This window comes from Verrucomicrobiia bacterium (assembly GCA_036268055.1).
Taxonomy (GTDB): domain Bacteria; phylum Verrucomicrobiota; class Verrucomicrobiia; order Limisphaerales; family Pedosphaeraceae; genus DATAUW01.
The window spans coordinates 270,496-292,184 of record DATAUW010000041.1 but is presented as its reverse complement, the minus strand read 5'-3'; the positions used below and the strand labels follow the sequence as shown (position 1 = coordinate 292,184).

Below are 21,689 nucleotides of genomic sequence, written 5' to 3'. Positions count from 1 at the left end.
TATGAAGACAAACACCCTCGCCTATATTTTTGCGCTTGCAACGCTGGCATCGCAGACTGCCTATACGCAAGGCACCACTTACCTTTCAGATTTGAACGCAATGACAACGGGGAATGTTTCAATCGGAAGTGATTCATGGGCGGCCGAAATTTTTTTCACAGGAAATGATCCCAATGGGTATCTTTTGAATTCTGTGCAACTGAGCATGGCTAATGCATCAGGCAATCCAAGTGGATTTACGGTCGGCCTTTATTCGGTGGTCGTGCGTGGATTTGGTGTGCCGGGCAGCAGCCTTGAAAGCCTCAGTGGCACTTCTAATCCAGCGAATGGTGGCCTCTATGCCTATACGCCTGATTCAAATTTGGTATTATCGCCAAATACAGCTTATTTTCTTGTCCTTACTTCGGGAACAACTGTTGCGAACGGGGCTTATGAGTGGAATCTTGGAGGCGGCAATTCCATTCAAAGTGACCACTGGAACATAGGAGATAACACAGGCAATACCGGTTATGAGAGTTCGTCCGACGGTTCGACGTGGAATTTTAACTTTACCGATTACCCTCAGTTCGCCATCAACGGTACCATCGCCCCTGAACCTAGCACAAACATGTTATTGGGATTGAGTTTGATTTGTTTGTTATGGTGTGGAAGTAAAAGGTTCACAGTCAAAAAGGAAAAAGCGCGCGACGAAATCAACCTCTGACGCGCTGCAATTTTGGCACATTCCGCGCCTCCCCCATTAAACTGCGGCCGCATCGCCGCCTGAAACTGCTTTGGACTCGTGCCAGTCGCTTGTTTGACGGTCACCCAAAAACTGTTCGCGCTTTGATAACCGCCCATCTCGCCGACGGCGTCCATCTTCGCCGTGATTTGCGTGAGAAGTTTTCGTGTGTTCGATTCTCGTGCGCTAACGATCATTGGCGGTTCAGTTTCGCAGGAATGCCACGCGCTCTGCAAAATATTAATTGGTAATTTCGCCGTTGAGTTTTAAAATGGGATTATCAACCCGATTTGATTTATGCCACGCGTCACCGAATTGAATGTGAACGGCCAGAACCGCGCCGTGGATGTCGAAGGCGAGCGCACCCTCTTGAGCGTCCTGCGCGATGATTTGGATCTGACCGGCAGCAAATACGGCTGCGGCGAGGGGCAATGCGGCGCCTGCACCGTTTTGCTGGACGGCGTCGCCACCCGGTCCTGCATAACCACCGTCGGCAGCATCGGCCATCGCAAAGTGGCGACCATCGAAAGCCTCGGTCACGACGGGCATTTGCATCCCCTTCAACAAGCGTTTTTGGACGCTGGTGGAATGCAGTGCGCCTATTGCACCTCGGGAATGATCATGTCCGCCTATTCGTTATTGCAGAAAAAACCGAGCCCGTCGGAGTCGGAAATCATCCGGTCAATGAACGGGAACATTTGCCGCTGCGGAACCTACCAGCGAATTCTCACCGCCATCAAAGCCGGCGCGCGAGCCATGCAGGGAGCGGCGCAATGAACACCGACATGGAACCGCTGGTGATCGAGCCTGAGCGTTACGAGTTGCGCGCGGAATTGCCGTATCAATTTGATTTGGACCGGCGCGAGTTCTTTAAAATATTGGGCTATGGCCTCGTCGTTTTATTCGTGCTGGACACCGCCCTCGGCCAGGAATCGGGAAACAGCGGTCGCCGCAACGGCCGTGGCCGCCCCGCCGACATCGGCGCGTGGCTCCACATTGGCGAAGACGGAACCGTGACCGCCTTCACCGGCAAGACGGAAGTTGGCCAAAACATCCGCACCTCCCTCACCCAGGCGGTGGCCGAAGAGTTGCGAATGAAAGTGGACCCCATTCGTCTCGTGATGGCCGATACCCAACTCACTCCATGGGATGCAGGAACCTTCGGCAGCCGCTCAACACCCGACATGGGCATGCAGTTGCACAAGGTGGCTGCCGCGGCCCGCGAATCACTGCTCGATCTCGCCGCCGATTTTTTTAAGGCCGACCGCAACGCGCTCATCCTCGCGGATGGCAAAGTCGCCCACGCCGGAGCAACCAGCGCCGTGACCTTCGGCGAATTAATTAAGGGACAAAAGCTCGTGCGGCCGGTGGATGATAAATCACCGCCAACCCCTGCGAAGGATTGGAAAATAGCGGGAACCTCCGTTCCGAAAGTGGACGGTGCTGATTTTGTGACCGGGCGGCACAAATACACCCCCGATTTGCGTCTTCCCGGAATGTTGCACGGAAAAATCGTGCGCCCTGCCTTTCTCGATGGAACGCTGATCTCCGCCGACATCAGCGCAGCCGAAGCGATGCCCGGCGTCACCGTCGTCCGCGACGGAGACTTCATCGGCGTGACCGCGCCCGATGTCTTGACCGCGGAGAAAGCCGCCGAGGCGGTTCAAGCGAAATGGACTTCCAAGCCGCAACCATCCAGCAAAGAAATTTATGATTACCTCCGGCAGAATGTGGTTGAAAACGGACGCGGCGGCGGCGCGCGAACCAAAGGCTCAATGGAGGATGGGTTGGGCGCGGCCGACCAGAAATTAAAACAGAGTTACAACATCGCCTACATCGCGCATACGCCGCTGGAACCCCGTTCAGCCGTCGCGGAATGGCGCGATGGCAATTTAACTGTCTGGACCGGCACACAACGCCCCTTCGGCGTGCGCAGTGATTTGGCAAAAACATTCGGGATTGCCGAGGAGCACGTGCGGGTCATCGTGCCCGACACCGGCTCCGGTTACGGCGGCAAACACACCGGCGAAGCTGCGATGGAGGCGGCGCGACTGGCAAAAGCGGCAGGCAAGCCGGTCAAGCTCATGTGGACGCGGCAGGAAGAATTTACCTGGGCCTATTTCCGCCCGGCGGGAGTCATTGATATTTCCAGCGGAGTCACCAGCGACGGTTTGCTGACCGCGTGGGAATTCCATAATTACAATTCCGGCGCATCGGGCATTGAGATGCCTTACGAAGTGGCGAACCAGAAGATCCAGTTTCATGCCACCCGTTACCCGTTAAGGCAAGGGTCCTATCGCGGCCTGGCCGCGACGGCGAACCATTTTGCGCGCGAATCACACATGGACGAACTGGCGCACGCCGTGAAAATGGGATCGCTCGAATTTCGGCAAAAAAATTTGAAGAACGCGCGCTTGCGCGCCGTGCTCGAAGCTGCGGCGAACGCATTTGGCTGGGATAAAATCTCGCCGTCGGAATCGCGTGGGTTTGGCCTGGCGTGCGGCACAGAGAAAGGCTCCTACGTGGCGACCTGCGTGGAGATTTCAGCCGACCGCGCCAGCGGTGGCGTAAAAGTAGTGCGGGCCGTAACCGCATTTGATTGTGGCGCCGTGGTCAATCCCGAACATCTCAAGAACCAGATCGAAGGCGCGATGGTGATGGGTCTGGGCGGGGCATTGTTCGAAGCCGTGGAATTCGAAAACGGCATGATCACTAATCCGCATCTGGCGGATTATCGCGTTCCGCGATTTGCGGATGCGCCCCGGATCGAGGCCGTGCTGGTAAATCGCAAGGACGTCGCATCAGCAGGCGCGGGTGAGACACCGATCATGGGAATGGCGCCCGCCATTGGGAATGCAATTTTTAATGTCGCCGGTGTCCGCCTAAGGTCGTTGCCCATGGTGCCGGACGGACTCAAGATTTAGCGGCTTCGTAATCGGTGGGATAATCAAGATCGAAGTCGAGGCCGGGGTCCGAGAGTTCGAGAGATTTGATCGCCGCCGCCCGATCCTGAAGGAAATCGCGGAGAGTTTGGGCATCGCTCTTTGCCAGGGCTTCAAAGTCAATCCTTGGAAGTATCACTGGGTGGCGGCCATGACCAAGACGTGCGGGTTGGCAGATGTTTTCGGGATTTTGCGCCGCGAAACTGGAAATACTGTCGAGAGTAGAGGAATGAATACCCGGTTGATCACCAAGACAGACGGCCCAATGAGTGATTGAAGTTTGCCAGTTCGGCCACTGCGCGGCGCAACGAACGGAACTGAACATGCCGCGCTCGGGATGCGGATTCATGATGCATTGCTCACGCGGAAATTGAAGACGGTCGAGTTCGGCAGCAAGGGCGTCGTCATCCGAAGCGCAAATGACCGCAATCTGCTTTTTGGGAAGCTGCGACCAAAGGTCAATCAAGTGGCCAAGGACAGTAGTATTTTTCCAGGGCAAAAGAAGTTTTGGGCGGCCCATGCGGGTGGATTTGCCCGCCGCAAGAATAACGGCAGCGAGATTGAACCTGGGAGTCATTACCCGGAAAGTTTGGCGGACGAGAATCTAAAATGTAAAATATAAAATGAGAACCGGGCAGGGGACGATTGGGAATATCGCAAGCCCAGGCTCTGGCCTTCCGCGGTTTCAACATCTAATCCGCACTAACGCTCACTCAGGAAAAAACGCGCGGCTCAACTCTCAATCACATTAATCTCCACCGGCTCCACGCTGACCCCAATTTTCTCCAGCCACTTGATCGCCGCCTTGATGTCCGCGCGCTCGCCGTCCAGTTCCAGGCTCACGATGCCGATTTCATCCGTCACGCTGCATTGGCGGATATTGGTCACCACCGGAAATTTCTGGCTGAGTTGCCAGATGAGCGGCTCGCGGATCAGCTTCGGCGGATACATCAGCCACAAGCGCGTTTGCTGGCGGCCATTGGACGCGCTCGATTTTTTGGCGGCAGATTTCTTTTGAGTTGGCATGGCGGCAGAATGTTGCGGACGTTGGCGGCTAACCTCCCGCGATCGCGGGGATGATGCTGATTTCGTCGCCTTCTTTCAAAGCGGTTTTTTGATTTTGCAGAAAGCGGATGTCCTCTTCGTTCACATAGACATTCACGAAGCGGCGCACCTCGCCTTGCTCATCCATGAGCCGTTCCTGGATGCCCGGGAAACGATTCTGAAGTTCCACGAAAGCGCCGGCGACAGTGTCCGCCGTGACCTCGACGAGTTCTTCGTTATTGGTGAGTTTACGGAGCGGGGTGGGGATGCGTACTTGTTTTGGCATAAATAAGTTTAAATGTTTGCGTGGCTAAAATCAATGTTGCGCTGGCATGACGAGTTCGACCTCGCCGCCGTTGAGACCGCCGTGCCCGTTGCGCGATTCGCACAACGATTGTTCCTTGTCCCAAATACTCTTCACCGTATCCGACGCATGTTCCGGCGTCGAGTGGCTCACCCAAGTGAGAATTTCATCAAACCGCGTCTTCCCGTCCGGTTCGATCTCGCGAACGACCACGTGCGGATTCGTCAAAACCAAATGTTCCGACTGATAAATCTGCCACGCGAGATAAAGCGTCTGTTGAAACTCAGCCTCGTGCCCGGGAATCACGTAATAATGTATGAGCACAGTCTCAGAATCACTATGCGCAACCGGAGCCGGGGGTGGCGGCGGCGGTTGCTGATGGTGATGATGGTGCGGCGCGACGCACGCGCTAAGCGACAACGCGAAGAGAAATGCAAACGCGTTTTTAATCGCCGAGACGCGTAGGCAGGATTGTGCCGCATCAATGCCACCGGCCTGGCCTCGCGCGTAATTCATTTTCATCTCGTTATTAATTACGCGTGAACTTTTCCCTCAGCCGCCAGCAACGCCTCGAATTCCCGCAAGCTCGGCTTGATTTCGCGCGGTTGACCCACATGACCTACGACCGCATCGAGCGTCTTCAGACCATTGCCCGTGATGCACAACACCGCGGAATCGTTCGCCGGAATTTTGCCGGACGCAATCAGTTTTTTCGCCACGCCCACCGTCACACCGCCAGCCGTCTCCGCAAAAATCCCTTCGTGCTCGGCGAGCAGTTTGATGCCTTCGCGGATTTCGTCATCCGTCACATCTTCCGCCGCTCCGCCCGTTTCCTTCATCACGCGCAACGCATAAAAACCATCCGCCGGAGTGCCGATGGAAAGCGACTTCGCAATCGTGTTCGGTTTGACCGGCTTAAAGAAATCGAGCCCGGCCTTTTGCGCCACCGAAATCGGCGAACAACCACTCGCCTGTGCGCCGTGAACTTTGAAACTCGCTTCGGACACGAGCCCAAGCTTCGTAAATTCCTGGTAACTCTTATGAATCTTCGTGAGCAACGACCCCGACGCCATCGGCACCACCGTATGCTGCGGCAATTTCCACCCAAGCTGCTCCGCGATTTCATAGCCCATGCTCTTGGAACCTTCCGCGTAGTACGGCCGCATATTGACATTGACGAACGCCCAACCGAACTTGCCCGCGATCTCCGCGCAAAGCCGGTTCACTTCGTCGTAATGCCCCTTGATACTCACGACATCCGCACCATAAATGAGCGAATTAATAATCTTACCCTGCTCGAGGTCGCTCGGAATAAAAACATACGCCTTGAGCCCCGCCGCCGCCGCGTTCGCCGCCACCGAGTTGGCAAGATTGCCGGTGGACGCGCAAGCAACCGTCGTGAAACCCAATTCCCGTGCGCGGCTCAACGCCACACTCACCACGCGATCCTTAAACGACAGCGAAGGATAATTGACCGTGTCGTTCTTGATCCAAAGCTCGCGAATGCCCAGGCGTTTGGCCAGGCGCGGCGCCTTGATGAGCGGCGTGTAACCCACTTCAAAACCCACCGTGGGTTCGCCCGCGACCGGCAGAAGTTCGCGATAACGCCACATGCTCTTCACCCGCGAAGTGATCGTCGCGCGAGTGAGCGAGCGCTTGATGCGTTCGTAGTCATAGACGACTTCGAGCGGGCCGAAATCGAATTCGCACACATGCGTGGCGGTGAGCGGGTATTCCCGGCCGCACTCGCGGCACTTGAGGGCTTTCATGAAACCGTCTTGCTTGTCCATAATCGTTTGCCGTCGTCGTTCATTTGGGGAAATAAAAAATCCCCTGCTCATTGGGATGAGAAGAGGATAAAACGTGCGCACTCTTCTCATCTTTTCCCGAACCGGCTAAGGTTCGAGCTGGAATTGGCACCTGGTCATTGAAGATCGCGCTTCAATCGGTTGCCGTGGTTTCATCGGGCCAGTCCCTCAACCACTCTTAATGAGATTCGTTATATCAACGAATGCGGATAGAATGATATATTCCTAAAAATTTGTCAATATCGAAAATAAAGGATGTTTTGCTACGGATGAATTCTACGAACGCGATGGAGGGTTCGTCGGCGATTTTTCGTTTGCGGACGCTTCCGGTTTTTGTTTTTGAGCAAGCTTGGTCCGGCGCTTGCGGGCTTCGTCATAACGCAATGCGACGAACAAAACCAATAGCGCCAGCAGCAACAAAACCAGCAGTGCGATGATCGCCCACGAAGTCATTCGCATTAACGGACGGTTTTGTCTTGCGAACGGCGTTTCACGATTGCCCGGCGCCGCCGCGCCGCTTCGACATACGAATGCGCGACATAACAACTTAGGGCCGAAATGGAAATGATGGTTGCGTACAGCATAATGTTTTAAGACTGCTGGGAACGCTTTCTGAAATGAAAAACCGGCGGGGAACTTTCTCTAATGTCACTGCAATCAGACTAACACTTTTAAGACATGCGTATTGTCAGGAAGGTGCCGCGTCGCGTGTAGGTGTTTGTCCTACAAAATTCCAACGACGAACCGTCATTTCGGTTTCTTAAAAATTTCTTCGACAGTTGAGACGCAAAGCCGGATTGACATTTGAAGCGCCCTCCTTACGGACCGCGGGTCTATGACCCGCAGCAAAGGCACATAAGGTCAAGCCGCCTGCGGTTCAGTCCACCGCATGCTCAGTCCCGCCGTCTCCAGGGATCGGTTATTTTCAAATGTGTGCCGCATCGGAAGCGGCAAGCTTCGCGCAAGTTGCTGCGGGTCACAGACCCGCGCTCCCAACGGATTCGGCGATCATAGACCGCCGCTACAGGCTGAAATTTTCAAACTGATATACTGCCTAAAATTCACCCCGCTCGATCAAGGCGGCGAAAGTTGGTAGCACGCTATTTCCGCACCATTGCGCAAAAGCAACCGGCCTCCGCCAATGGCAGGAGCGTTCCAGCTTTTGCCATTCAAGGCATGGAATCGGGCAAGTTCTGTGAGCGCGTCGGGATTCGGTTTGATGAGAATAAGATCGCCCTCGGCTCCTTGCACGATCAAGTAACCTCCCGCCATGAGCAGCTGCCCATAACCGTAACGGCCATCCTTCCATTTGCGTTCGCCCGTCGCGGCGTCGAGACACACGAGAATATCTTCGTCCAGTCCATAAATGTATCCCTGATAAACGACGGCGCTGGCGAACTTTGTTTTGAGATTTTTATTTTTGTAAACCAAAGCGGCTTTGAATCCATCGCCCGAGCGCTCGATTTGTTCAGCCAGGCAGCCGGTCATGTAAGCCGCGGAAACCAGCAGCGTGTTGGAGTTAAGCAAAAGCGGTTGAGTGATGGGACGTTCGTGATTGATGATCGGCCACGCGAAATCCCAGCGTTCCACGCCGTCATCCAGGCGAAGTCCAACGATCATGGGGCGGCCGCAGACGACGACCTGCCGCTCGCCATCGTTGGTCATCAGCATCGGCGTGGCGTAACCCATCGGCATGTCGAGATTATGCCAAAGAATTTTTCCATTATGTTTGTCCACGCAGATGACGGAATTGCCGTGATAAGCGTCGGGCTGGAGAATAATTTTATCGTCCACGACTAGCGGCGATGCGGCGAGCCCGTAATCGGGAACGGCGGAATGCATTTCGGTCATGATGTTCGTGCCCCACACGACCGCGCCGTTCGTCGCATTGAGACAGCGGAATTCGCCGGTCGCGCCGAGCGCATAGACATTGCCATCGGAATAAGCGGGCGTCGTGCGCGGGCCTTCGTCGCTATGATATTCGCTGAACTTCGCCTGCCAGCCGTTCGTCCAAAGTTCGCGCCCGGTTTCAAGATCATACGCAGCCACGACTTCATAATCGCGGCGCTGTTCCAGCGTGAAAGCGCGATTGCCCGCCATCGCAAACGACGAGTAACCGCCGCCGCACGGAGTTTTCCAAAGCAATTTCAAACCCGCTGCGGGCCAATTCGTGATGATCGCATGGTCGTCTGCGCCATCCATTTGCGAGCCGCGAAAGCCCGGCCAGTTCGCGTGAATCCGATTTGTCTCCACGGCGGCGGGCGGCTGTGCGAGCTTCTCCTGGGCCAGGCGATTGCTTTCCACCGCGGCAAAGTCGGTTTTCGTCTTGTTCCACGTCACGACCGGCACATAGCCGCCTCGCCATTCGATCTCCAATCCGCCGAAACGAATAAGAAATAAAATCACCCACGCAAAAACGACCGCGCCGAGAAAAAACCACGCGCAACCGCCAAAGAATTTTTTGATCCGATTGCGCTGCCCGCGCCGCAGCGCCCACACGAGCACGGGCAGAACGACAATGGCGATCAACAGACCACGAATAAGAGCGATCTCAAAATGCTGGGGAATTCCGGCTATAGGACTCATTTATTTGCGCAACCAATCTAAATACATCACGCCGCAATGTGCGTTCACACAAGCTATCCCGTCAATAAATCAATTCGTGGGCCGAAGAAACCAGATTGACGCAGAGTGGGAAAAAGATTTAGCCATTGATGAAACCCAGATTAAACTGAGAAATTATTCTTAATCAGCGTTTAATCTGAGGTTTCATCAGCGGCTTTAAGTTTTTGTCTTCCTCTGCGCCTCTGCGTCAAACAGTCTTCCCCAAAGACGTACGACCTCACCAAAGCTCACATTTGAATTTGCCCAAACGCAGTTTAATGTTTAAACAAGTTTATGCGCGGGCGTTTGATTTTGACAGTTTCGATCGGACTCAATGTAGTCCTCGCGATTTTGTGGCTCGCGCCAAAACGCCATCCGCGCACCGCGCCGGTTGTCGCCACCAATGTTTCCGTGGTGGGCACAAACGGCGTCCGCACCCTCGTCACCGTTCGCAAACAATTTTTCTCGTGGCAGGAATTGGAGTCGGCGGATTACCCCACCTTCATTGCCAACCTGCGGAACATCGAATGCCCCGAACAAACCATTCGCGACATCATCGTTGCCGACGTGAACCAGCTTTATGCGCACCGCCGCGAAACCGAAGTGCCCACGCCCGATCAACAATGGTGGCGCGCCGATCCCGATACCAACGCCCTGCAAGCCATCAGCGCGAAGTTGAACGCGCTCGACCAGGAACGCCGCGCATTATTAACGACGCTCCTCGGGCCGAATTGGGATGCGACCGATAATCCCCCGCGTCCGCTGGTCGCCCTGACGGGTCCCGTGCTCGGCGAACTTTCTCCTGAAACCAAAAACGCCGTGCAGGAGGTCATCGCGCGCTCGCAGCAACGCACGCAGGCATATCTCGACGCGCAAAAGGCCGCCGGGAAAACTCCCGACCCGGTCGAACTTGCCCGCCTTGGTTTGCAAACCCGCACCGACCTCGCGCAGATTTTGAATCCCACGCAACTCGAAGAATTTTTGCTGCGCTATTCCGAAAATGCGGCGTCGCTGCGCCAGCAACTGCGCGGCATTGATGTTTCGCCCGATGAATTCCGCGCGCTGTTCCGGCTGGTGGACCCGATTGATAACCAGATCCAACTCGCCGGCGGCAGCGCGCAGGATCGCGAAGCGCAACAGGCCTCGCTCGCGAAACAGTTGGTGGATGCCCTCAAAAGTGTGCTCGGCCCCGATCGCTATCAGGCGTATCAAATCGCGCAAGATCCTTTGTATCGCGATGCCGCCGAACAAGTCGAGAATGCCGGGGCCAATCCCGCCGCCTTGCAAGCGCTTTACCAATTAAATAAAGCCACCGCCGACGCGGCCAATCGCATCCGCAACGATCCTGCGCTTACCGCCGACCAAAAAACCGCGCAACTCCAGGCGCTCGAAGATCAAAAACAAGCGTCGAGCGATCAAATCCTCGGGCTGACGCCACCACCCGAACCACCGGCTCCGCCCACGCCGCCACCTGCGCCTCCGAGCCAGCAACATGCCTATTCACCCGGCGAAACCGTTGACCAAATCGCCGCAAAATTCGGCGTCACGCCCGCGTCCATCCTCAACGCCAATCCCAATCTGAATTTCAATAACCTGACCCGCGGCGCCATCATCAATATTCCCGCCCCGCAATAGTCTTAACTGCAACGACGGTCATAGGCGCAGCGATCTTCTCCCTCTCCTGCAACGCAGTTGCGGGGGAGGGCGGGGAGGGGGTGTGCTGACTTTCGTCAAACTTTTTTCTGATGCCCGGCATCCATTCTAGACTGCTTAAATCATTCCATTTCCCAGTGAAAAGGAATGTTGCCTCGCTCTGCAAAATAACGCATACTGGCGCGACGATTTAAATCCAATAACACTATGAGCACTACCGCCCCCACACAGACGCAAAGCACGACTGGCGTCAGCCAGCTCGACCAGTTGAAAAAATTCACCAGAGTCGTCGCGGACACCGGCGATTTTGAAACATTGAAGGAATTCACGCCGCAGGACGCCACCACGAATCCTTCGCTCATCCTCAAAGCCGCGCAGATGCCCGCCTACAAACACCTCATGGATCGCGCGATCAGCGAAGGCAAAAAAACCGGTGCCACCGGCAAGGCCCTCGTCGCGAACATCGTGGACGATTTGCTCGTCGAATTCGGCTCTGAAATTTTGAAGATCGTTCCCGGCCGCGTCTCGACCGAAACTGACGCGAACCTTTCCTTCGACACCAAAGGCCTCGTGGACAAGGGCCGCAAATTCATTCAGCTTTACAAGGACAAAGGCATTGCGCGCGAACGCATCCTCGTCAAGATCGCCACGACGTGGGAAGGCGTGCAAGCCGCGAAAGTTTTGCAGGCCGAAGGTATCAACTGCAATATGACGCTGCTGTTCTCGCTCGCCCAGGCCGTCGCCTGCGCCGAAGCGAATGCCAAATTAATCTCACCTTTTGTGGGCCGCATCCTGGATTGGTACAAGAAGAGCACTGGCAAGGATTACGCCGCCGCCGAAGATCCGGGCGTCGTTTCCGTCAAAGAGATTTACACCTATTACAAGAAGTTCGGCCACAACACCGAAGTCATGGGCGCGAGCTTCCGCAACGTCGGCGAAATCCTGGAACTGGCCGGCAGCGATCTGCTGACCATCAGCCCGAACCTGCTCGCCGAACTCAAGAAGAGCACCGCGCCCGTTGAGCGCAAACTCAGTCCCGAAATGGCCAAGGCGAGCAACATCGCCAAGCTCGAACTGACCGAGTCCAAGTACCGTTTCATGGTGAACGACGACGCGATGGCCACCGAAAAGACCGCCGAAGGCATCCGTGTCTTCGCCGCCGACACCGTCAAGCTCGAGAAGTTCATCGCCGAACGCCTGTAAGTTCGCGAAGGCAGTAATTTCATGCCGCGCATCTTTCGAGATGCGCGGTTTTTGTTTTGTGTTAGGCTGGTGCAGGTGAAAGGAGTTATGAAAAAGTCGTGGTGGTATCTGGTGGCTTGGAGGCTGGTCCGCTTGGCCGTTCTGCTCTATCTCGTGCTGTTGGCGCTCGTTTTCTTTGCGCAACGCAAAATGATTTACGTCCCGGCGAAAGGCTCGTTTGATGAAATGGAGAAATTCGCCGCGGCTCGCGGATTTCAAGCGTGGCAGGGTAAGTCCGGCTACATCGGCTGGAAACACATTGATGAGCCAGCTCGCGGTCGCCCGCAATTACTGATTATTCATGGGAACGCCGGTTGTGCTGCCGACCGGATAAATTATGCCGATGGCCTTCGGCAGGTTCAACCGATGGACGTTTACATTTTGGAATATCCCGGGTACGGCGCGCGCCTAGGCAACCCAAGCGAGAAAAGTTTCTTTGCGGCAGGCAGCGAGGCCATCGAACAACTGCGCGGAAACGGACCGGTTTATATCATGGGTGAATCGCTGGGCACTGGCGTCGCTGCCTATCTGGCGGGAACTTATCCCGAAATGGTTCGCGGCATGTTATTGATTGCGCCGTACAATAATTTGGCCGCCGTCGCTGCATCCAAAATGCCAATCTTTCCGACGCGCTGGTTGTTGCTGGACCGTTTCGCTTCCGAGGATCATTTGAAAAATTATCACGGACCGATCGCGATGCTGTTCGCCGGGCAGGACGTGGTCGTGCCCAATCGTTTTGGGCACAAACTCTACGACGGCTACCAAGGACCGAAAATATTCTGGCAAGTTCCAGAAGCGGGCCACAACGATTTGCTTGATGAGCCCGATTCGCGCTGGAAGGAAATCGTCCAATTCTGGAAAACCAATGCGCCGCCGCACACGGGCCCGTGATTAATCTTTCTTCATCGGCCACTGCGCCTGCACCAGCCCCTTATATCCGCCCATCACCGAGAAAACTTTTCGGTAACCCATTTTTTGCGCGGCGTCCGCCGTCAGGATCGAGCGAAAACCGCCGCCGCAATACATCAAAATTTCCGTGTTCGGATCGGGAAATTTATTTTCCAAATCGCGTTCGAGAATGCCCTTGCCGAGATGCACGGCTTCGGCGGCATGGCCGGCATGCCATTCGGCATCTTCACGCACATCCATCAATATCGCGCCGGAATTTTTGGCAAGGCGTTCGCGCGCCTCGGCAATGGTGATTTCATTGACGCGCGTGCGCGCTTCGTTGACGAGTTTCAGAAAACCGGGCGCATGATCCATGCCCTAAAATTAATCGCTGCCTGTCGCAGGTCAAGAAATTGAAATTGCGCGGGCGCGGGCGCATCGGCTTACTCTCTGCGTGCTAGCGAAAAAATCAAACGGTGCCATCATCGCCTCCCTCTTGCTCGCGGTCTTCCTGTGGGGCGGCAATAATGCGGGCACCAAATATCTGGTGCAAAGCTGGCCGCCGGGCTGGCTGGGGAGCACGCGATTGCTCGGCGCCGGGTTGATCCTGATGGTGATGTTCAAATGCACGCCGTGGCTGGGGACGATGAGTCCGCTGACGCCAAAGGTGAAGCGTGAATTATGGTGGCGCGGCGGGCTGAGCCTGGCGCTTTACATAGAGAGCCTGAATTGGGCGATGCGGTTCACCTCGGCATCTCATGTGGCGCTGTATTTGGGGATGTCGCCGATCTGGGCGCTGATCTGGGACCATCCGCCGACGATGAGCTGGCGCTCGGCGCAGCGCTATGGAGCGGCGGCGCTGGCATTCGCGGGGGTAGTGGTCCTGTTCTGGCCATCGCTGCGCGGGGGAAGAGCGAATTTGATCGGGGAAGTATTTGGGCTGATCGCCGGCTTTTTGTGGGCGAACTACGGACGCCAATGCCGCAAGTTCGGCGCGCGGCTTTCCGGGGCGGAGGTCAGCGCGCATACGATGTGGCGCGGCGGCGTCCTGCTGGTTCCAGTGGCATTGATTGAAATCACGCGAACGCCGCTGGAATGGCATGCGAGCTTTATTTTGGTGCAGAGTTACTGCGCGTTCGTCGGCGGCGGCCTGACCTATGCAATCTGGAACAATGCCTTGAAGCACTGGCCAACGAGCCAGGTTTTTTTGTTTAATAATTTGATTCCGCTTAGCACGATGGGATGGGCGTGGGCGTGCCTGGGCGAACCGGTCACGCGCACTTTCTGGCTGGCGATGAGCCTGGTCGCGGCGGGAATGGTGCTGGGCCAGACGCGCTGGGAAAAAATCCTCGGCTCGCGCTGGATGCCCGCGGATTGACCCCGCCATTATCAAAAAATCAAAGCTATGGATGTAAAAAATATTTCGGAAGCGCCGCCCTTCATCACCAAGGACGGCTCGGAAATCCGCGAGTTGCTCGCCTATCGCAACTCCGCCGTGCGCAATCAAAGTCTCGCCGAGGCGCGCATTCCCATTGGCGGCAGCACGCAGGAACATTATCACCCGCGCGCGGAGGAAATTTATTTCATCACCGCCGGCACGGGCCGCATGCGCATCGAAGATGAAACCCGTGAAGTCAAAACCGGCGACGCCATCGCCATCCTCCCCGGCAAGAAACACAAATTGTGGAACACCGGCAGCGAAGTCCTGAAATTATTATGCTGCTGTTCACCCGGCTACGAGCACAGCGATACCATCATCACCGAAGCCTAAGCGAAGTCCGAGCAAGTCTCAAAAGCACTACAGATTCTTCTCCCTCTCCGCCGCCGCAAGCGGGGGAGAGGGTTGGGGAGAGGTGGTTCCAATTAGATAATACGGGCGCAATTAACCAGAAAAACAAATGCTCAAACTTCCCGCACAGATTTGTGAATTGACCTTTGGACGCTGGCGGATTTTACTGCGGTCATGAGACTTTTGGTTAGTTTGCTGGCGGGAATCGCATTACTGGCAGGTTGCGCCAGTCATCCGAAGCTGCCGCTTACCGACGCGGCCAATCAGCCGCCGCCGAAAAAGAAAAAGCACGAGAAATTAATCGTGACTCCCGAGGCCGGTATTGTCGGAAAAATCGTGCGCGTCAATACCAACGCCCGCTTTGTCGTCATCAATTATCCCGTCGGCAGCATACCGGGCATGGACCAGCATTTGGCCGTCTATCATCAGGGAGTAAAAATCGGCGATGTGCGCATCACCGGTCCGCAGCAGGACGATAACATCGTTGCGGACATCGTAACGGGAGAAGTCCAAATCGGCGACGAAGTGCGCGCGAATTAGGCCAGCCGCTTAGCCTTTTCGCTCGGGCGATTGCCGCGCGGTGCTGGGACTTTTCGCCGCCGCCGGTTTTTGATACGGCGAATGCAAATTGAAATAAATGCCGCAGAGCGGGCGATCTTCGTCCGTCTGGCTGAGGATAATCGTGACCTGTTTGTCGAGCGCGATGCCGTGGCGCAGATTCGGCCCGCGCGTTTCGTAAGCCTTGATCGCCTTGGTCATCAGCGAAACCAGCGAGGCTTCAAATAAATCCGGCGTCTTTTCCAGGCACACGACATATTTGTCGTAAGCCTTCATCGCTTCGGCCAATTCCTGCTTAAAAGTAGCAACGGTCACGCCTCCAACCTACGCGAAAAATCGCAAAAATAAAACAAAAAAGCGGTTTGGGCCGTTACATTTCGCCAGAGAGGTCGGGGCTCGATTTAACTTTTGTGCGCGCGCCAAAAAGCGCCGTGCCAACCCGCACAATCGTCGCGCCTTCCTCGATGGCGATTTCAAAATCTCCGCTCATCCCCATGCTCAGTTGCGATAACGGCGCGCCCAGAATCTGCTCGCACTCCTCCTTCACTTCACGAAGCCGTCGAAATATCGGGCGCACGCGCTCGGGTTCCGTGGCGTACGGCGCAATCGTCATCAACCCGTGAATCTCCAATTTTTTGAGCGCGTTGATTTCAGCGAGATCGGCAAGCAACTGCGCCGGACGATAACCAAACTTGCTCGCTTCACCCGCGATATTAACCTCTAACAAAATCGGCATGGTCTTGGCCGCCTTGTCGGCGCATTTATTGATCTCCTGCGCGAGCGCGAGGCTGTCCACACTTTGGATCATCGAAAAAAAATGGACGGCATCGCGGCATTTGTTCGATTGCAAATGGCCGATCATGTGCCAGCGCAAATGACCCGGGCACTGGCCAATCTTGAGCTTCGCTTCCTGCACGCGATTTTCGCCAAAGAGCGTGATGCCGAGATCGGCAATCGTGCGCACAGCAGCGGGCGTTTGGTTTTTGCTGACGGCTTGCAGCGTGACGGAATCGGGCGCGCGACCGGCGCGTTCACACGCGGCGTTGATGCGTTGCTGGAGTTGATGCAAATTTTCGGCTAAATCCATGCGAAGAATTTAACCGCACACGCGGCGGGAAGAAACAGGGATTTTTCCACTTGTTTAAAATAACCCGGCGTGTTGAATCAAAACATCATGGCAAAAAATTATTGGCTGGTGAAACAGGAGCCGGAGTCTTACGCGTGGGCGCAATTCGTCAAGGACGGCCACGCGGCGTGGACGGGCGTGCGGAATTTCCAGGCGCGAAATAATCTGCGCGCGATGAAAAAGGGCGACGCGATTCTTTACTACCATAGCGTCAGTGAGAAGCAGGCCGTGGGCGTGGCGAAAGTGTTGAAAGAAGCTTATCCCGATCCCACTGCCACCGAAGGCGATTGGTCAGCGGTGGACCTCGCGCCAGTGAAAGCGCTCGTGGTTCCCGTGACGCTCGACGCGGTAAAGGCGGATGGCGTGTTGAAAGACATGGTGCTGGTGAAGAATTCACGGTTGTCCGTCCAGCCCGTGACCGAGGCGCAATTCAATCGGATCATGGTTTTGGCGAAAACCAAACCTTAATGCGATAGCGCTTCGCTGATGGACTCGGCCAACGCACCCACGATTTTTTTTAACTGAATTTTCGTGGTGCAATAAGGAGGCATCACGACGATCACGTTGCCGATGGGACGCGTCAGCACGCCGCGTTGGGCAAGCGCATTGCAAACGCGAATGCCCGCGCGTTCGCGAAGATCAAACGGCTCGCGCGTCCGCCAGTTTTTCACCAATTCAATTCCCGCGACGAGGCCGACTTGGCGGATGTCGCCGACCTCGGGCAAAGTCCATAACGCGGCCAATTCTTTTTCCAATGTTTGTTGAAGTTGCTGACGAGCGCGAACCGAACTTTCGCTTTGCAGCAAATCGAGGCTGGCATTCGCGGCGGCGGCGCCGAGTTGGTTCGCGGTGAAACTGTGGCCGTGGAAAAATGTTTTGAACTCGGAATACTCGCCAAGAAAAGCATCAAAGACGGCTTGCGTTGTGAGCGTCGCCGCCATCGGTAAATAGCCGCCGGTCATTCCTTTCGCGAGCGCGAGAAAATCGGGCTGCACGTTTTCTTGATGAGAGGCGAAGAGTGCCGAATTTCGGACTCCCGTTCGTCCGAAACCGGTCATGACTTCGTCGGCGATGAGTTGGGCTTTGTTGGCGCGCGTGATTTCAGCTACGCGCCTGAGCCAACCTTGGGGTTGGGGAATCATTCCGGCGGCGCCTTGCATGAGCGGTTCGACAACAAAGGCGGCGTACGGATTGCCTCGTTTTTTTTGGCGCGCGAATTTATTTTCGACCAGGTCAACGCACTCAAATTTACAGCGGCGATAGTCGCGGGCATCGGCGCACTCGGGTTTGGCGCGGTTGAACGGGCAGCGATAACAATAGGGCGACATCACGCGGTCGGTCTTGAACAAAAGTCCGGCGTAAGCTTTGTGAAAAAGATCAATGTGGCCGAGACTGACCGCGCCGGCCGTATCGCCGTGATACGCGCCTTCGAGGGAAAGAAATTTGGGATTGGGCCGCCCAGTGCGGTGGGCATACGCGTAGGCGAGTTTTAAGGCGACTTCCATCGCCGTTGAACCGTCGTCGGAGAAAAAAACTTTCGTTAATTTACGATTTACGATTTTCGATTTACGATCCGCAGGGGAAATTTTTACGCCATTGGGCAGGGCGGCAGCCTTGATCAATTTTTCCGCCAGGAGCGATGCGGGTTCGTTGGCGAATCCCAACGCCGAAGTATGCGCGACTTTGCCGAGTTGTTTTTTGATCGCGGTATTGAGTTTGGGATGATTGTGGCCGTGAAGATTGGTCCAGATCGAGGAATTGGCGTCGAGATATTCGCGACCGCGGGTGTCGCGCAGGACCGCGCCGTCGCCGGACTCGATGACAATGGGTTCGCGTTTGAGCCAATCGCGCATTTGCGTGAAAGGATGCCAGACATAACGCTGATCGAGTTTGGCGAAATCAGGCATGCGAGGAAGCGGGATGAGGTTGAGTGGCTAGCGGCGCAAGCGCGGACAAAAGCCGCGTGACATCCGCTGGCGAATGCGCGGCGGTAAGCGTGACCCGCAAACGCGCCTGCCCGCGCGCGACCGTGGGGTAGCGAATCGCGGGAACAAAAATTCCGGCGTCGCGCAAAGCGGTAGCCGTTTTCACAGCGTCGGCTTCAGCTCCGATAATAAGCGGAATGATCGCGCTGTGCGTGTCGCTCAACGGCCAGCCGTTTTTGGCCAAGCCGGTTTTCAATTCGCTGATGAGCGACCAAAGTAAGTTGCGGCGGGCAAGCCCTTCATCGGATTGGACAAGTTCAACGGCGGCGCGCGCGGCGGCGGCGGCGGCGGGAACGGGCGCGGTGGAAAAAATAAAACTGCGCGCGCGATTGATTAAATATTCGATCAACGCCCGCGAGCCCGCGATGTATCCGCCGGATGCGCCCAGGGCTTTGCCGAGCGTGCCCATTTGAATCTCGATGCCGTCAGAAACGCCAAGTTCCTCCGCCACTCCCCGCCGATGCTTGCCAAACAAACCCGTCGCATGCGCCTCATCCACCATCAGCCACGCGCCATGTTTTTCTTTTAGCGCGACGATTTCCTTGAGCGGCGCGAGATCGCCATCCATCGAGAAAACACTTTCGGTGACGATCAATGTACGTTGACGAACATCCGACGCAGGGGAGGCGCGTTGATCGGCCCAACGCAAAATTTCTTCGAGGTTGTTGAGATCGTTGTGCGCAAAGATGCGAAGCTTGGCCCCGGAGAGGCGCGCGGCATCTACAATGGAAGCGTGAACGAGTTTATCGAGAACGATGACATCGTCCTTACCGGCGAGCGCGCCAATGGTGCCGATGGCAGCGGTATAACCGGAAGAAAAAGACAGCGCGGCTTCGGTTCCTTTGAAAGCGGCGAGCGCGGCTTCCAATTCGTGATGGCACGCGAGCGAACCGCAAATCAAACGCGATGCGCCCGAGCCGGAGCCATAACGCCGCGCGCCTTCGACGGACGCCTCAATCAAACGCGGATGGTTCGCGAGTCCGAGATAATCGTTCGAGGAAAAATTGAGAAATTCGCGCCCGGAAATTTGCAGGCGCGCCGATTGCGGCGAGTCCACGCGGCGCAATTCGCGATGAAGATCCTGCCGCCGGATTTCACCGAGCCGGCGCTGGAGTTCGGCGTCGAATTCGTTCACGTCGCAAGCGCGGTTGCCGCTTCAGCAGGTTTTTGGCCGAGAGCGATGGCCCAGTTGCCGCCAATCATGCTGGCGAAAACATCGCCGCGATGATGCACCGCGGCGGACGCGCTGTCGCCAATTTTTCCGGCGTGCGGGATGGCGATCATATCCGCCAAAGATTTTGCGGACAATTCGCCCACGCGATTTTTCATGCCGAGAGCCAGCGCGCCATTGACCGTCGCCATGCGCAGAATAGTTTCGGGCGTAAGCGTCGGATGGGCGGACGCGATTTCGTGCATCTCCGTGAACATATTCAATTCCAGCGGCTCCTTGCGCGGGCCGTGAACGCTGGCGAGACTGTCCGTGCCCAAGCAGATATTGACTCCCGCCGCGGCGAATTCGGAGAGCGGGAATGCGTGATGTTTGAAATACGCGTGGCTGCGCGGGCAATGGCAGACGCTGACTTTGCGTTTGGCGAGCAACTCGGCATCGCCGGGCGCAAGATAATTCACATGCACGGCCATGAGATTGCGGCTGAGCAAGCCTTGTCGTTCGAGATGCTGAACCGGCGAACCGATGCCGCAATCGGACATGTCGCGGCCGTTGCGCGAAAGCCAATGGTGCATTTTGCCACTGCCGTTCGTGAACATTTCCATCTCCTGTTCAGATTCCGCAACATGGACAACCAGCCGCAGGCGATGGCGCCGCGCAACTTGCGCCGATAATCGCAACAACGCGGGCGAGGTCGAGTACGGCGCGTGCGGAGAGAGCCCGACGCGCCGGCTGCCGGAGGGCAGCGAGGCGATTTTATCGAGCGCCTCACGAAGGATTTCGCGCGGCGGACGCCGGCTTTTGACGCCGGTCATCTCAAGAAACGAAAACACGCGCAAAGGTGTCGCGCTCCAAACGTCAGGCAATAATTCGGGTGCCATTTCGATGTCGCCGACGGTGGTCGTGCCGGTTCGCAAAAGCATCTTCGCGCCATCCAGCCATGATTCGGCGAAGTCGGAAAAAATCCAACCCGACTTGCTCGCCATCATCAGTTGAATCCAATCAACGAACGTGCGCGGCGGCGGAAGCTGGCCCGCCATTGCAGTATAATCAAGGTGGCAATGCGCATTCACGAGCCCGGGCAAAAGAATGGTTTCACCGAGATCAATAATATTTGCGCCAGTGGGAATCGTCGTGTCCGTCCAGCGTCCGACCGAAGCAATCCGATTGCCGGTCACTACTACCGCACCGTTCTCGATGAGCGGAGCAGAAATCGTCAGCACCACGCGCGCGCGCAACACCACAACGGAAGCCTTGGGCGAAGGGCTTTTGTTAGGCGGCATGGGAAGGCGAAAAGTGATTTAGTGCTGGCATCCGAAAAGCGCACGTTTGCGGATGCGCGTCATTCGACCACTATGAACGGGCAGTTTTGCCGGAACAATTACATTTCCGCTTCCTGCCGGCTGCGTTTGGAGCGCGAGCCATCGGTGTGCTTGCGCGCCTTGAATTTGCTTTGGCGTTTGCGGATCTGCTGCTCGATTTTTTTGGTCACGAGATCAATCGCGGCATACATGTCGGCCTCGCTGTCCTCGGCAAACAAATCGGGGCCGGGAACGCCCAGGCGCATGGAGCATTTGAACTGGCGGGCAGGCGCCTTGGTGGAGTCATGGTCGAGGGTCACGCGGGCATTGATGGCGAAGCGGTCGAAGTGTTCGAGCTTATCAATGCGGACCAAGATATGGTCTTCCAGAGACTTGGTGAGGGTCACGTTGTGCGTGGTAAGAATCAATTTCATACCGGTACTGTGCTTCCACTTCGGAAGAAAATCCAGCAAAAGTCGCAACGCGGGCGCAACAATAAGATTGAACGCGCGAAAGTGTGTTGAAAGCCTTGAATGTCGCGGGCGGTTTCATTAAA

24 protein-coding genes and 1 riboswitch are annotated in these 21,689 nt (G+C 56.0%); of the genes, 10 read left to right on the top strand and 14 right to left on the bottom strand.

Translation table 11 applies throughout. The features are described from left to right. Nucleotide 1 precedes the first annotated feature (1 nt). From VH413_21000 to VH413_20990, 3 genes are all read left to right on the top strand, one after another. Nucleotides 2-703, top strand: a complete 702-nt coding sequence (locus tag VH413_21000; GenBank protein ID HEX3801183.1) for a choice-of-anchor R domain-containing protein — start codon at nt 2-4, stop codon at nt 701-703. 315 nt (nt 704-1,018) lie between these two features. Beyond that, entirely contained in the window at nt 1,019-1,498 is a 480-nt protein-coding gene (locus VH413_20995) for a (2Fe-2S)-binding protein (GenBank protein HEX3801182.1), read from the top strand. Continuing rightward, nucleotides 1,495-3,645 (top strand): molybdopterin cofactor-binding domain-containing protein, encoded by a 2,151-nt coding sequence (locus tag VH413_20990; GenBank protein HEX3801181.1) that lies wholly within the window; start codon nt 1,495-1,497, stop codon nt 3,643-3,645. The genes VH413_20995 and VH413_20990 overlap by 4 nt, the downstream gene beginning before the upstream one ends. Here VH413_20990 and VH413_20985 read toward each other — a convergent pair. The 7 genes from VH413_20985 to VH413_20955 all read right to left on the bottom strand — a co-directional run bounded on the left by VH413_20985 (nt 3,635) and on the right by VH413_20955 (nt 9,405). Continuing rightward, entirely contained in the window at nt 3,635-4,240 is a 606-nt protein-coding gene (locus VH413_20985) for a nucleotidyltransferase family protein (protein ID HEX3801180.1), read from the bottom strand. The two genes, VH413_20990 and VH413_20985, sit on opposite strands and share 11 nt — an antisense overlap. A 155-nt stretch (nt 4,241-4,395) precedes the next feature. Next, a complete protein-coding gene (locus VH413_20980; protein ID HEX3801179.1) occupies nt 4,396-4,689 on the bottom strand; it encodes an NIL domain-containing protein in 294 nt (97 codons plus the stop codon). 28 nt (nt 4,690-4,717) lie between these two features. Then, nucleotides 4,718-4,993, bottom strand: a complete 276-nt coding sequence (locus VH413_20975; protein ID HEX3801178.1) for a MoaD/ThiS family protein — start codon at nt 4,991-4,993, stop codon at nt 4,718-4,720. Between the two features lie 30 nt (nt 4,994-5,023). Further along, nucleotides 5,024-5,527 carry a hypothetical protein gene (locus VH413_20970; protein HEX3801177.1) on the bottom strand — a complete coding sequence of 168 codons (504 nt, stop codon included), beginning with the start codon at nt 5,525-5,527 and terminating at the stop codon, nt 5,024-5,026. 17 nt (nt 5,528-5,544) lie between these two features. Continuing rightward, nucleotides 5,545-6,801: a threonine synthase gene (gene thrC / locus VH413_20965; GenBank protein HEX3801176.1), complete on the bottom strand. Its 1,257-nt coding sequence runs from the start codon at nt 6,799-6,801 to the stop codon at nt 5,545-5,547. An 83-nt stretch (nt 6,802-6,884) separates the two neighbouring features. Continuing rightward, a riboswitch (SAM riboswitch) is annotated at nt 6,885-7,007 on the bottom strand. 88 nt (nt 7,008-7,095) lie between these two features. Beyond that, the gene (locus VH413_20960; protein HEX3801175.1) at nt 7,096-7,272 is read right to left on the bottom strand and encodes a hypothetical protein; all 177 of its coding nucleotides are present in this window, start codon (nt 7,270-7,272) and stop codon (nt 7,096-7,098) included. 621 nt (nt 7,273-7,893) lie between these two features. Beyond that, nucleotides 7,894-9,405, bottom strand: coding sequence for a PQQ-binding-like beta-propeller repeat protein (locus tag VH413_20955; GenBank protein HEX3801174.1), 1,512 nt, complete (start codon nt 9,403-9,405; stop codon nt 7,894-7,896). 312 nt (nt 9,406-9,717) lie between these two features. On the opposite strand from VH413_20955, the gene VH413_20950 reads away from it, so the two are divergent. The 3 genes from VH413_20950 to VH413_20940 all read left to right on the top strand — a co-directional run bounded on the left by VH413_20950 (nt 9,718) and on the right by VH413_20940 (nt 13,209). After that, nucleotides 9,718-11,058 (top strand): LysM peptidoglycan-binding domain-containing protein, encoded by a 1,341-nt coding sequence (locus tag VH413_20950; GenBank protein HEX3801173.1) that lies wholly within the window; start codon nt 9,718-9,720, stop codon nt 11,056-11,058. 225 nt (nt 11,059-11,283) lie between these two features. Continuing rightward, nucleotides 11,284-12,279: a transaldolase gene (tal, locus tag VH413_20945; protein HEX3801172.1), complete on the top strand. Its 996-nt coding sequence runs from the start codon at nt 11,284-11,286 to the stop codon at nt 12,277-12,279. An 87-nt stretch (nt 12,280-12,366) separates the two neighbouring features. After that, a complete protein-coding gene (locus VH413_20940; GenBank protein HEX3801171.1) occupies nt 12,367-13,209 on the top strand; it encodes an alpha/beta hydrolase in 843 nt (280 codons plus the stop codon). Here VH413_20940 and VH413_20935 read toward each other — a convergent pair whose 3' ends face one another. After that, complete coding sequence (locus VH413_20935) at nt 13,210-13,581, bottom strand: rhodanese-like domain-containing protein (GenBank protein HEX3801170.1); 372 nt, start codon at nt 13,579-13,581, stop codon at nt 13,210-13,212. It lies immediately after the preceding gene. A gap of 79 nt (nt 13,582-13,660) precedes the next feature. On the opposite strand from VH413_20935, the gene VH413_20930 reads away from it, so the two are divergent. From VH413_20930 to VH413_20920, 3 genes are all read left to right on the top strand, one after another. Further along, entirely contained in the window at nt 13,661-14,584 is a 924-nt protein-coding gene (locus VH413_20930) for a DMT family transporter (protein HEX3801169.1), read from the top strand. Between the two features lie 27 nt (nt 14,585-14,611). Next, the gene (locus VH413_20925) at nt 14,612-14,977 is read left to right on the top strand and encodes a cupin domain-containing protein (protein HEX3801168.1); all 366 of its coding nucleotides are present in this window, start codon (nt 14,612-14,614) and stop codon (nt 14,975-14,977) included. A gap of 192 nt (nt 14,978-15,169) precedes the next feature. Beyond that, nucleotides 15,170-15,535, top strand: coding sequence for a hypothetical protein (locus VH413_20920; protein ID HEX3801167.1), 366 nt, complete (start codon nt 15,170-15,172; stop codon nt 15,533-15,535). Between the two features lie 9 nt (nt 15,536-15,544). On the opposite strand, the gene VH413_20915 is transcribed toward VH413_20920, so the two are convergent. Together VH413_20915 and VH413_20910 are read right to left on the bottom strand one after the other, a co-directional pair. Further along, nucleotides 15,545-15,868: a hypothetical protein gene (locus VH413_20915; protein HEX3801166.1), complete on the bottom strand. Its 324-nt coding sequence runs from the start codon at nt 15,866-15,868 to the stop codon at nt 15,545-15,547. 55 nt (nt 15,869-15,923) lie between these two features. Beyond that, nucleotides 15,924-16,640: a YggS family pyridoxal phosphate-dependent enzyme gene (locus VH413_20910; GenBank protein ID HEX3801165.1), complete on the bottom strand. Its 717-nt coding sequence runs from the start codon at nt 16,638-16,640 to the stop codon at nt 15,924-15,926. Between the two features lie 87 nt (nt 16,641-16,727). Between VH413_20910 and VH413_20905 the strand changes: the two genes are divergently transcribed. Then, complete coding sequence (locus tag VH413_20905) at nt 16,728-17,147, top strand: EVE domain-containing protein (GenBank protein ID HEX3801164.1); 420 nt, start codon at nt 16,728-16,730, stop codon at nt 17,145-17,147. Here VH413_20905 and bioA read toward each other — a convergent pair. The 4 genes from bioA to raiA all read right to left on the bottom strand — a co-directional run bounded on the left by bioA (nt 17,144) and on the right by raiA (nt 21,567). Next, nucleotides 17,144-18,586, bottom strand: coding sequence for an adenosylmethionine--8-amino-7-oxononanoate transaminase (gene bioA, locus VH413_20900; GenBank protein ID HEX3801163.1), 1,443 nt, complete (start codon nt 18,584-18,586; stop codon nt 17,144-17,146). The two genes, VH413_20905 and bioA, sit on opposite strands and share 4 nt — an antisense overlap. Next, the gene (gene bioF, locus VH413_20895; GenBank protein ID HEX3801162.1) at nt 18,579-19,799 is read right to left on the bottom strand and encodes an 8-amino-7-oxononanoate synthase; all 1,221 of its coding nucleotides are present in this window, start codon (nt 19,797-19,799) and stop codon (nt 18,579-18,581) included. The genes bioA and bioF overlap by 8 nt, the downstream gene beginning before the upstream one ends. Next, on the bottom strand, nt 19,796-21,115 hold the full coding sequence (locus VH413_20890; GenBank protein HEX3801161.1) for an amidohydrolase family protein: 1,320 nt from the start codon (nt 21,113-21,115) through the stop codon (nt 19,796-19,798). Before VH413_20890 ends, bioF begins: the two co-directional genes overlap by 4 nt. Nucleotides 21,116-21,213: 98 nt before the next feature. Beyond that, nucleotides 21,214-21,567, bottom strand: a complete 354-nt coding sequence (gene raiA, locus VH413_20885) for a ribosome-associated translation inhibitor RaiA (protein ID HEX3801160.1) — start codon at nt 21,565-21,567, stop codon at nt 21,214-21,216. Nucleotides 21,568-21,689 lie beyond the last annotated feature (122 nt).

Bases quoted from the DNA above. Each gene is read 5' to 3' on its own strand.
- VH413_20940 (HEX3801171.1), top strand. From the start codon at position 12,367: ATGAAAAAGTCGTGGTGGTATCTGGTGGCTTGGAGGCTGGTCCGCTTG.
- VH413_20960 (HEX3801175.1), bottom strand. From the start codon at position 7,272: ATGACTTCGTGGGCGATCATCGCACTGCTGGTTTTGTTGCTGCTGGCG.
- VH413_20955 (HEX3801174.1), bottom strand. From the start codon at position 9,405: ATGAGTCCTATAGCCGGAATTCCCCAGCATTTTGAGATCGCTCTTATT.
- VH413_20905 (HEX3801164.1), top strand. From the start codon at position 16,728: ATGGCAAAAAATTATTGGCTGGTGAAACAGGAGCCGGAGTCTTACGCG.
- VH413_20910 (HEX3801165.1), bottom strand. From the start codon at position 16,640: ATGGATTTAGCCGAAAATTTGCATCAACTCCAGCAACGCATCAACGCC.
- thrC (HEX3801176.1), bottom strand. From the start codon at position 6,801: ATGGACAAGCAAGACGGTTTCATGAAAGCCCTCAAGTGCCGCGAGTGC.
- VH413_20970 (HEX3801177.1), bottom strand. From the start codon at position 5,527: ATGAATTACGCGCGAGGCCAGGCCGGTGGCATTGATGCGGCACAATCC.
- raiA (HEX3801160.1), bottom strand. From the start codon at position 21,567: ATGAAATTGATTCTTACCACGCACAACGTGACCCTCACCAAGTCTCTG.
- VH413_20950 (HEX3801173.1), top strand. From the start codon at position 9,718: ATGCGCGGGCGTTTGATTTTGACAGTTTCGATCGGACTCAATGTAGTC.
- VH413_20920 (HEX3801167.1), top strand. From the start codon at position 15,170: ATGAGACTTTTGGTTAGTTTGCTGGCGGGAATCGCATTACTGGCAGGT.
- bioA (HEX3801163.1), bottom strand. From the start codon at position 18,586: ATGCCTGATTTCGCCAAACTCGATCAGCGTTATGTCTGGCATCCTTTC.
- VH413_20925 (HEX3801168.1), top strand. From the start codon at position 14,612: ATGGATGTAAAAAATATTTCGGAAGCGCCGCCCTTCATCACCAAGGAC.
- VH413_20890 (HEX3801161.1), bottom strand. From the start codon at position 21,115: ATGCCGCCTAACAAAAGCCCTTCGCCCAAGGCTTCCGTTGTGGTGTTG.
- VH413_20995 (HEX3801182.1), top strand. From the start codon at position 1,019: ATGCCACGCGTCACCGAATTGAATGTGAACGGCCAGAACCGCGCCGTG.
- VH413_20935 (HEX3801170.1), bottom strand. From the start codon at position 13,581: ATGGATCATGCGCCCGGTTTTCTGAAACTCGTCAACGAAGCGCGCACG.
- tal (HEX3801172.1), top strand. From the start codon at position 11,284: ATGAGCACTACCGCCCCCACACAGACGCAAAGCACGACTGGCGTCAGC.
- VH413_20990 (HEX3801181.1), top strand. From the start codon at position 1,495: ATGAACACCGACATGGAACCGCTGGTGATCGAGCCTGAGCGTTACGAG.
- VH413_20985 (HEX3801180.1), bottom strand. From the start codon at position 4,240: ATGACTCCCAGGTTCAATCTCGCTGCCGTTATTCTTGCGGCGGGCAAA.
- VH413_20980 (HEX3801179.1), bottom strand. From the start codon at position 4,689: ATGCCAACTCAAAAGAAATCTGCCGCCAAAAAATCGAGCGCGTCCAAT.
- VH413_20975 (HEX3801178.1), bottom strand. From the start codon at position 4,993: ATGCCAAAACAAGTACGCATCCCCACCCCGCTCCGTAAACTCACCAAT.
- VH413_21000 (HEX3801183.1), top strand. From the start codon at position 2: ATGAAGACAAACACCCTCGCCTATATTTTTGCGCTTGCAACGCTGGCA.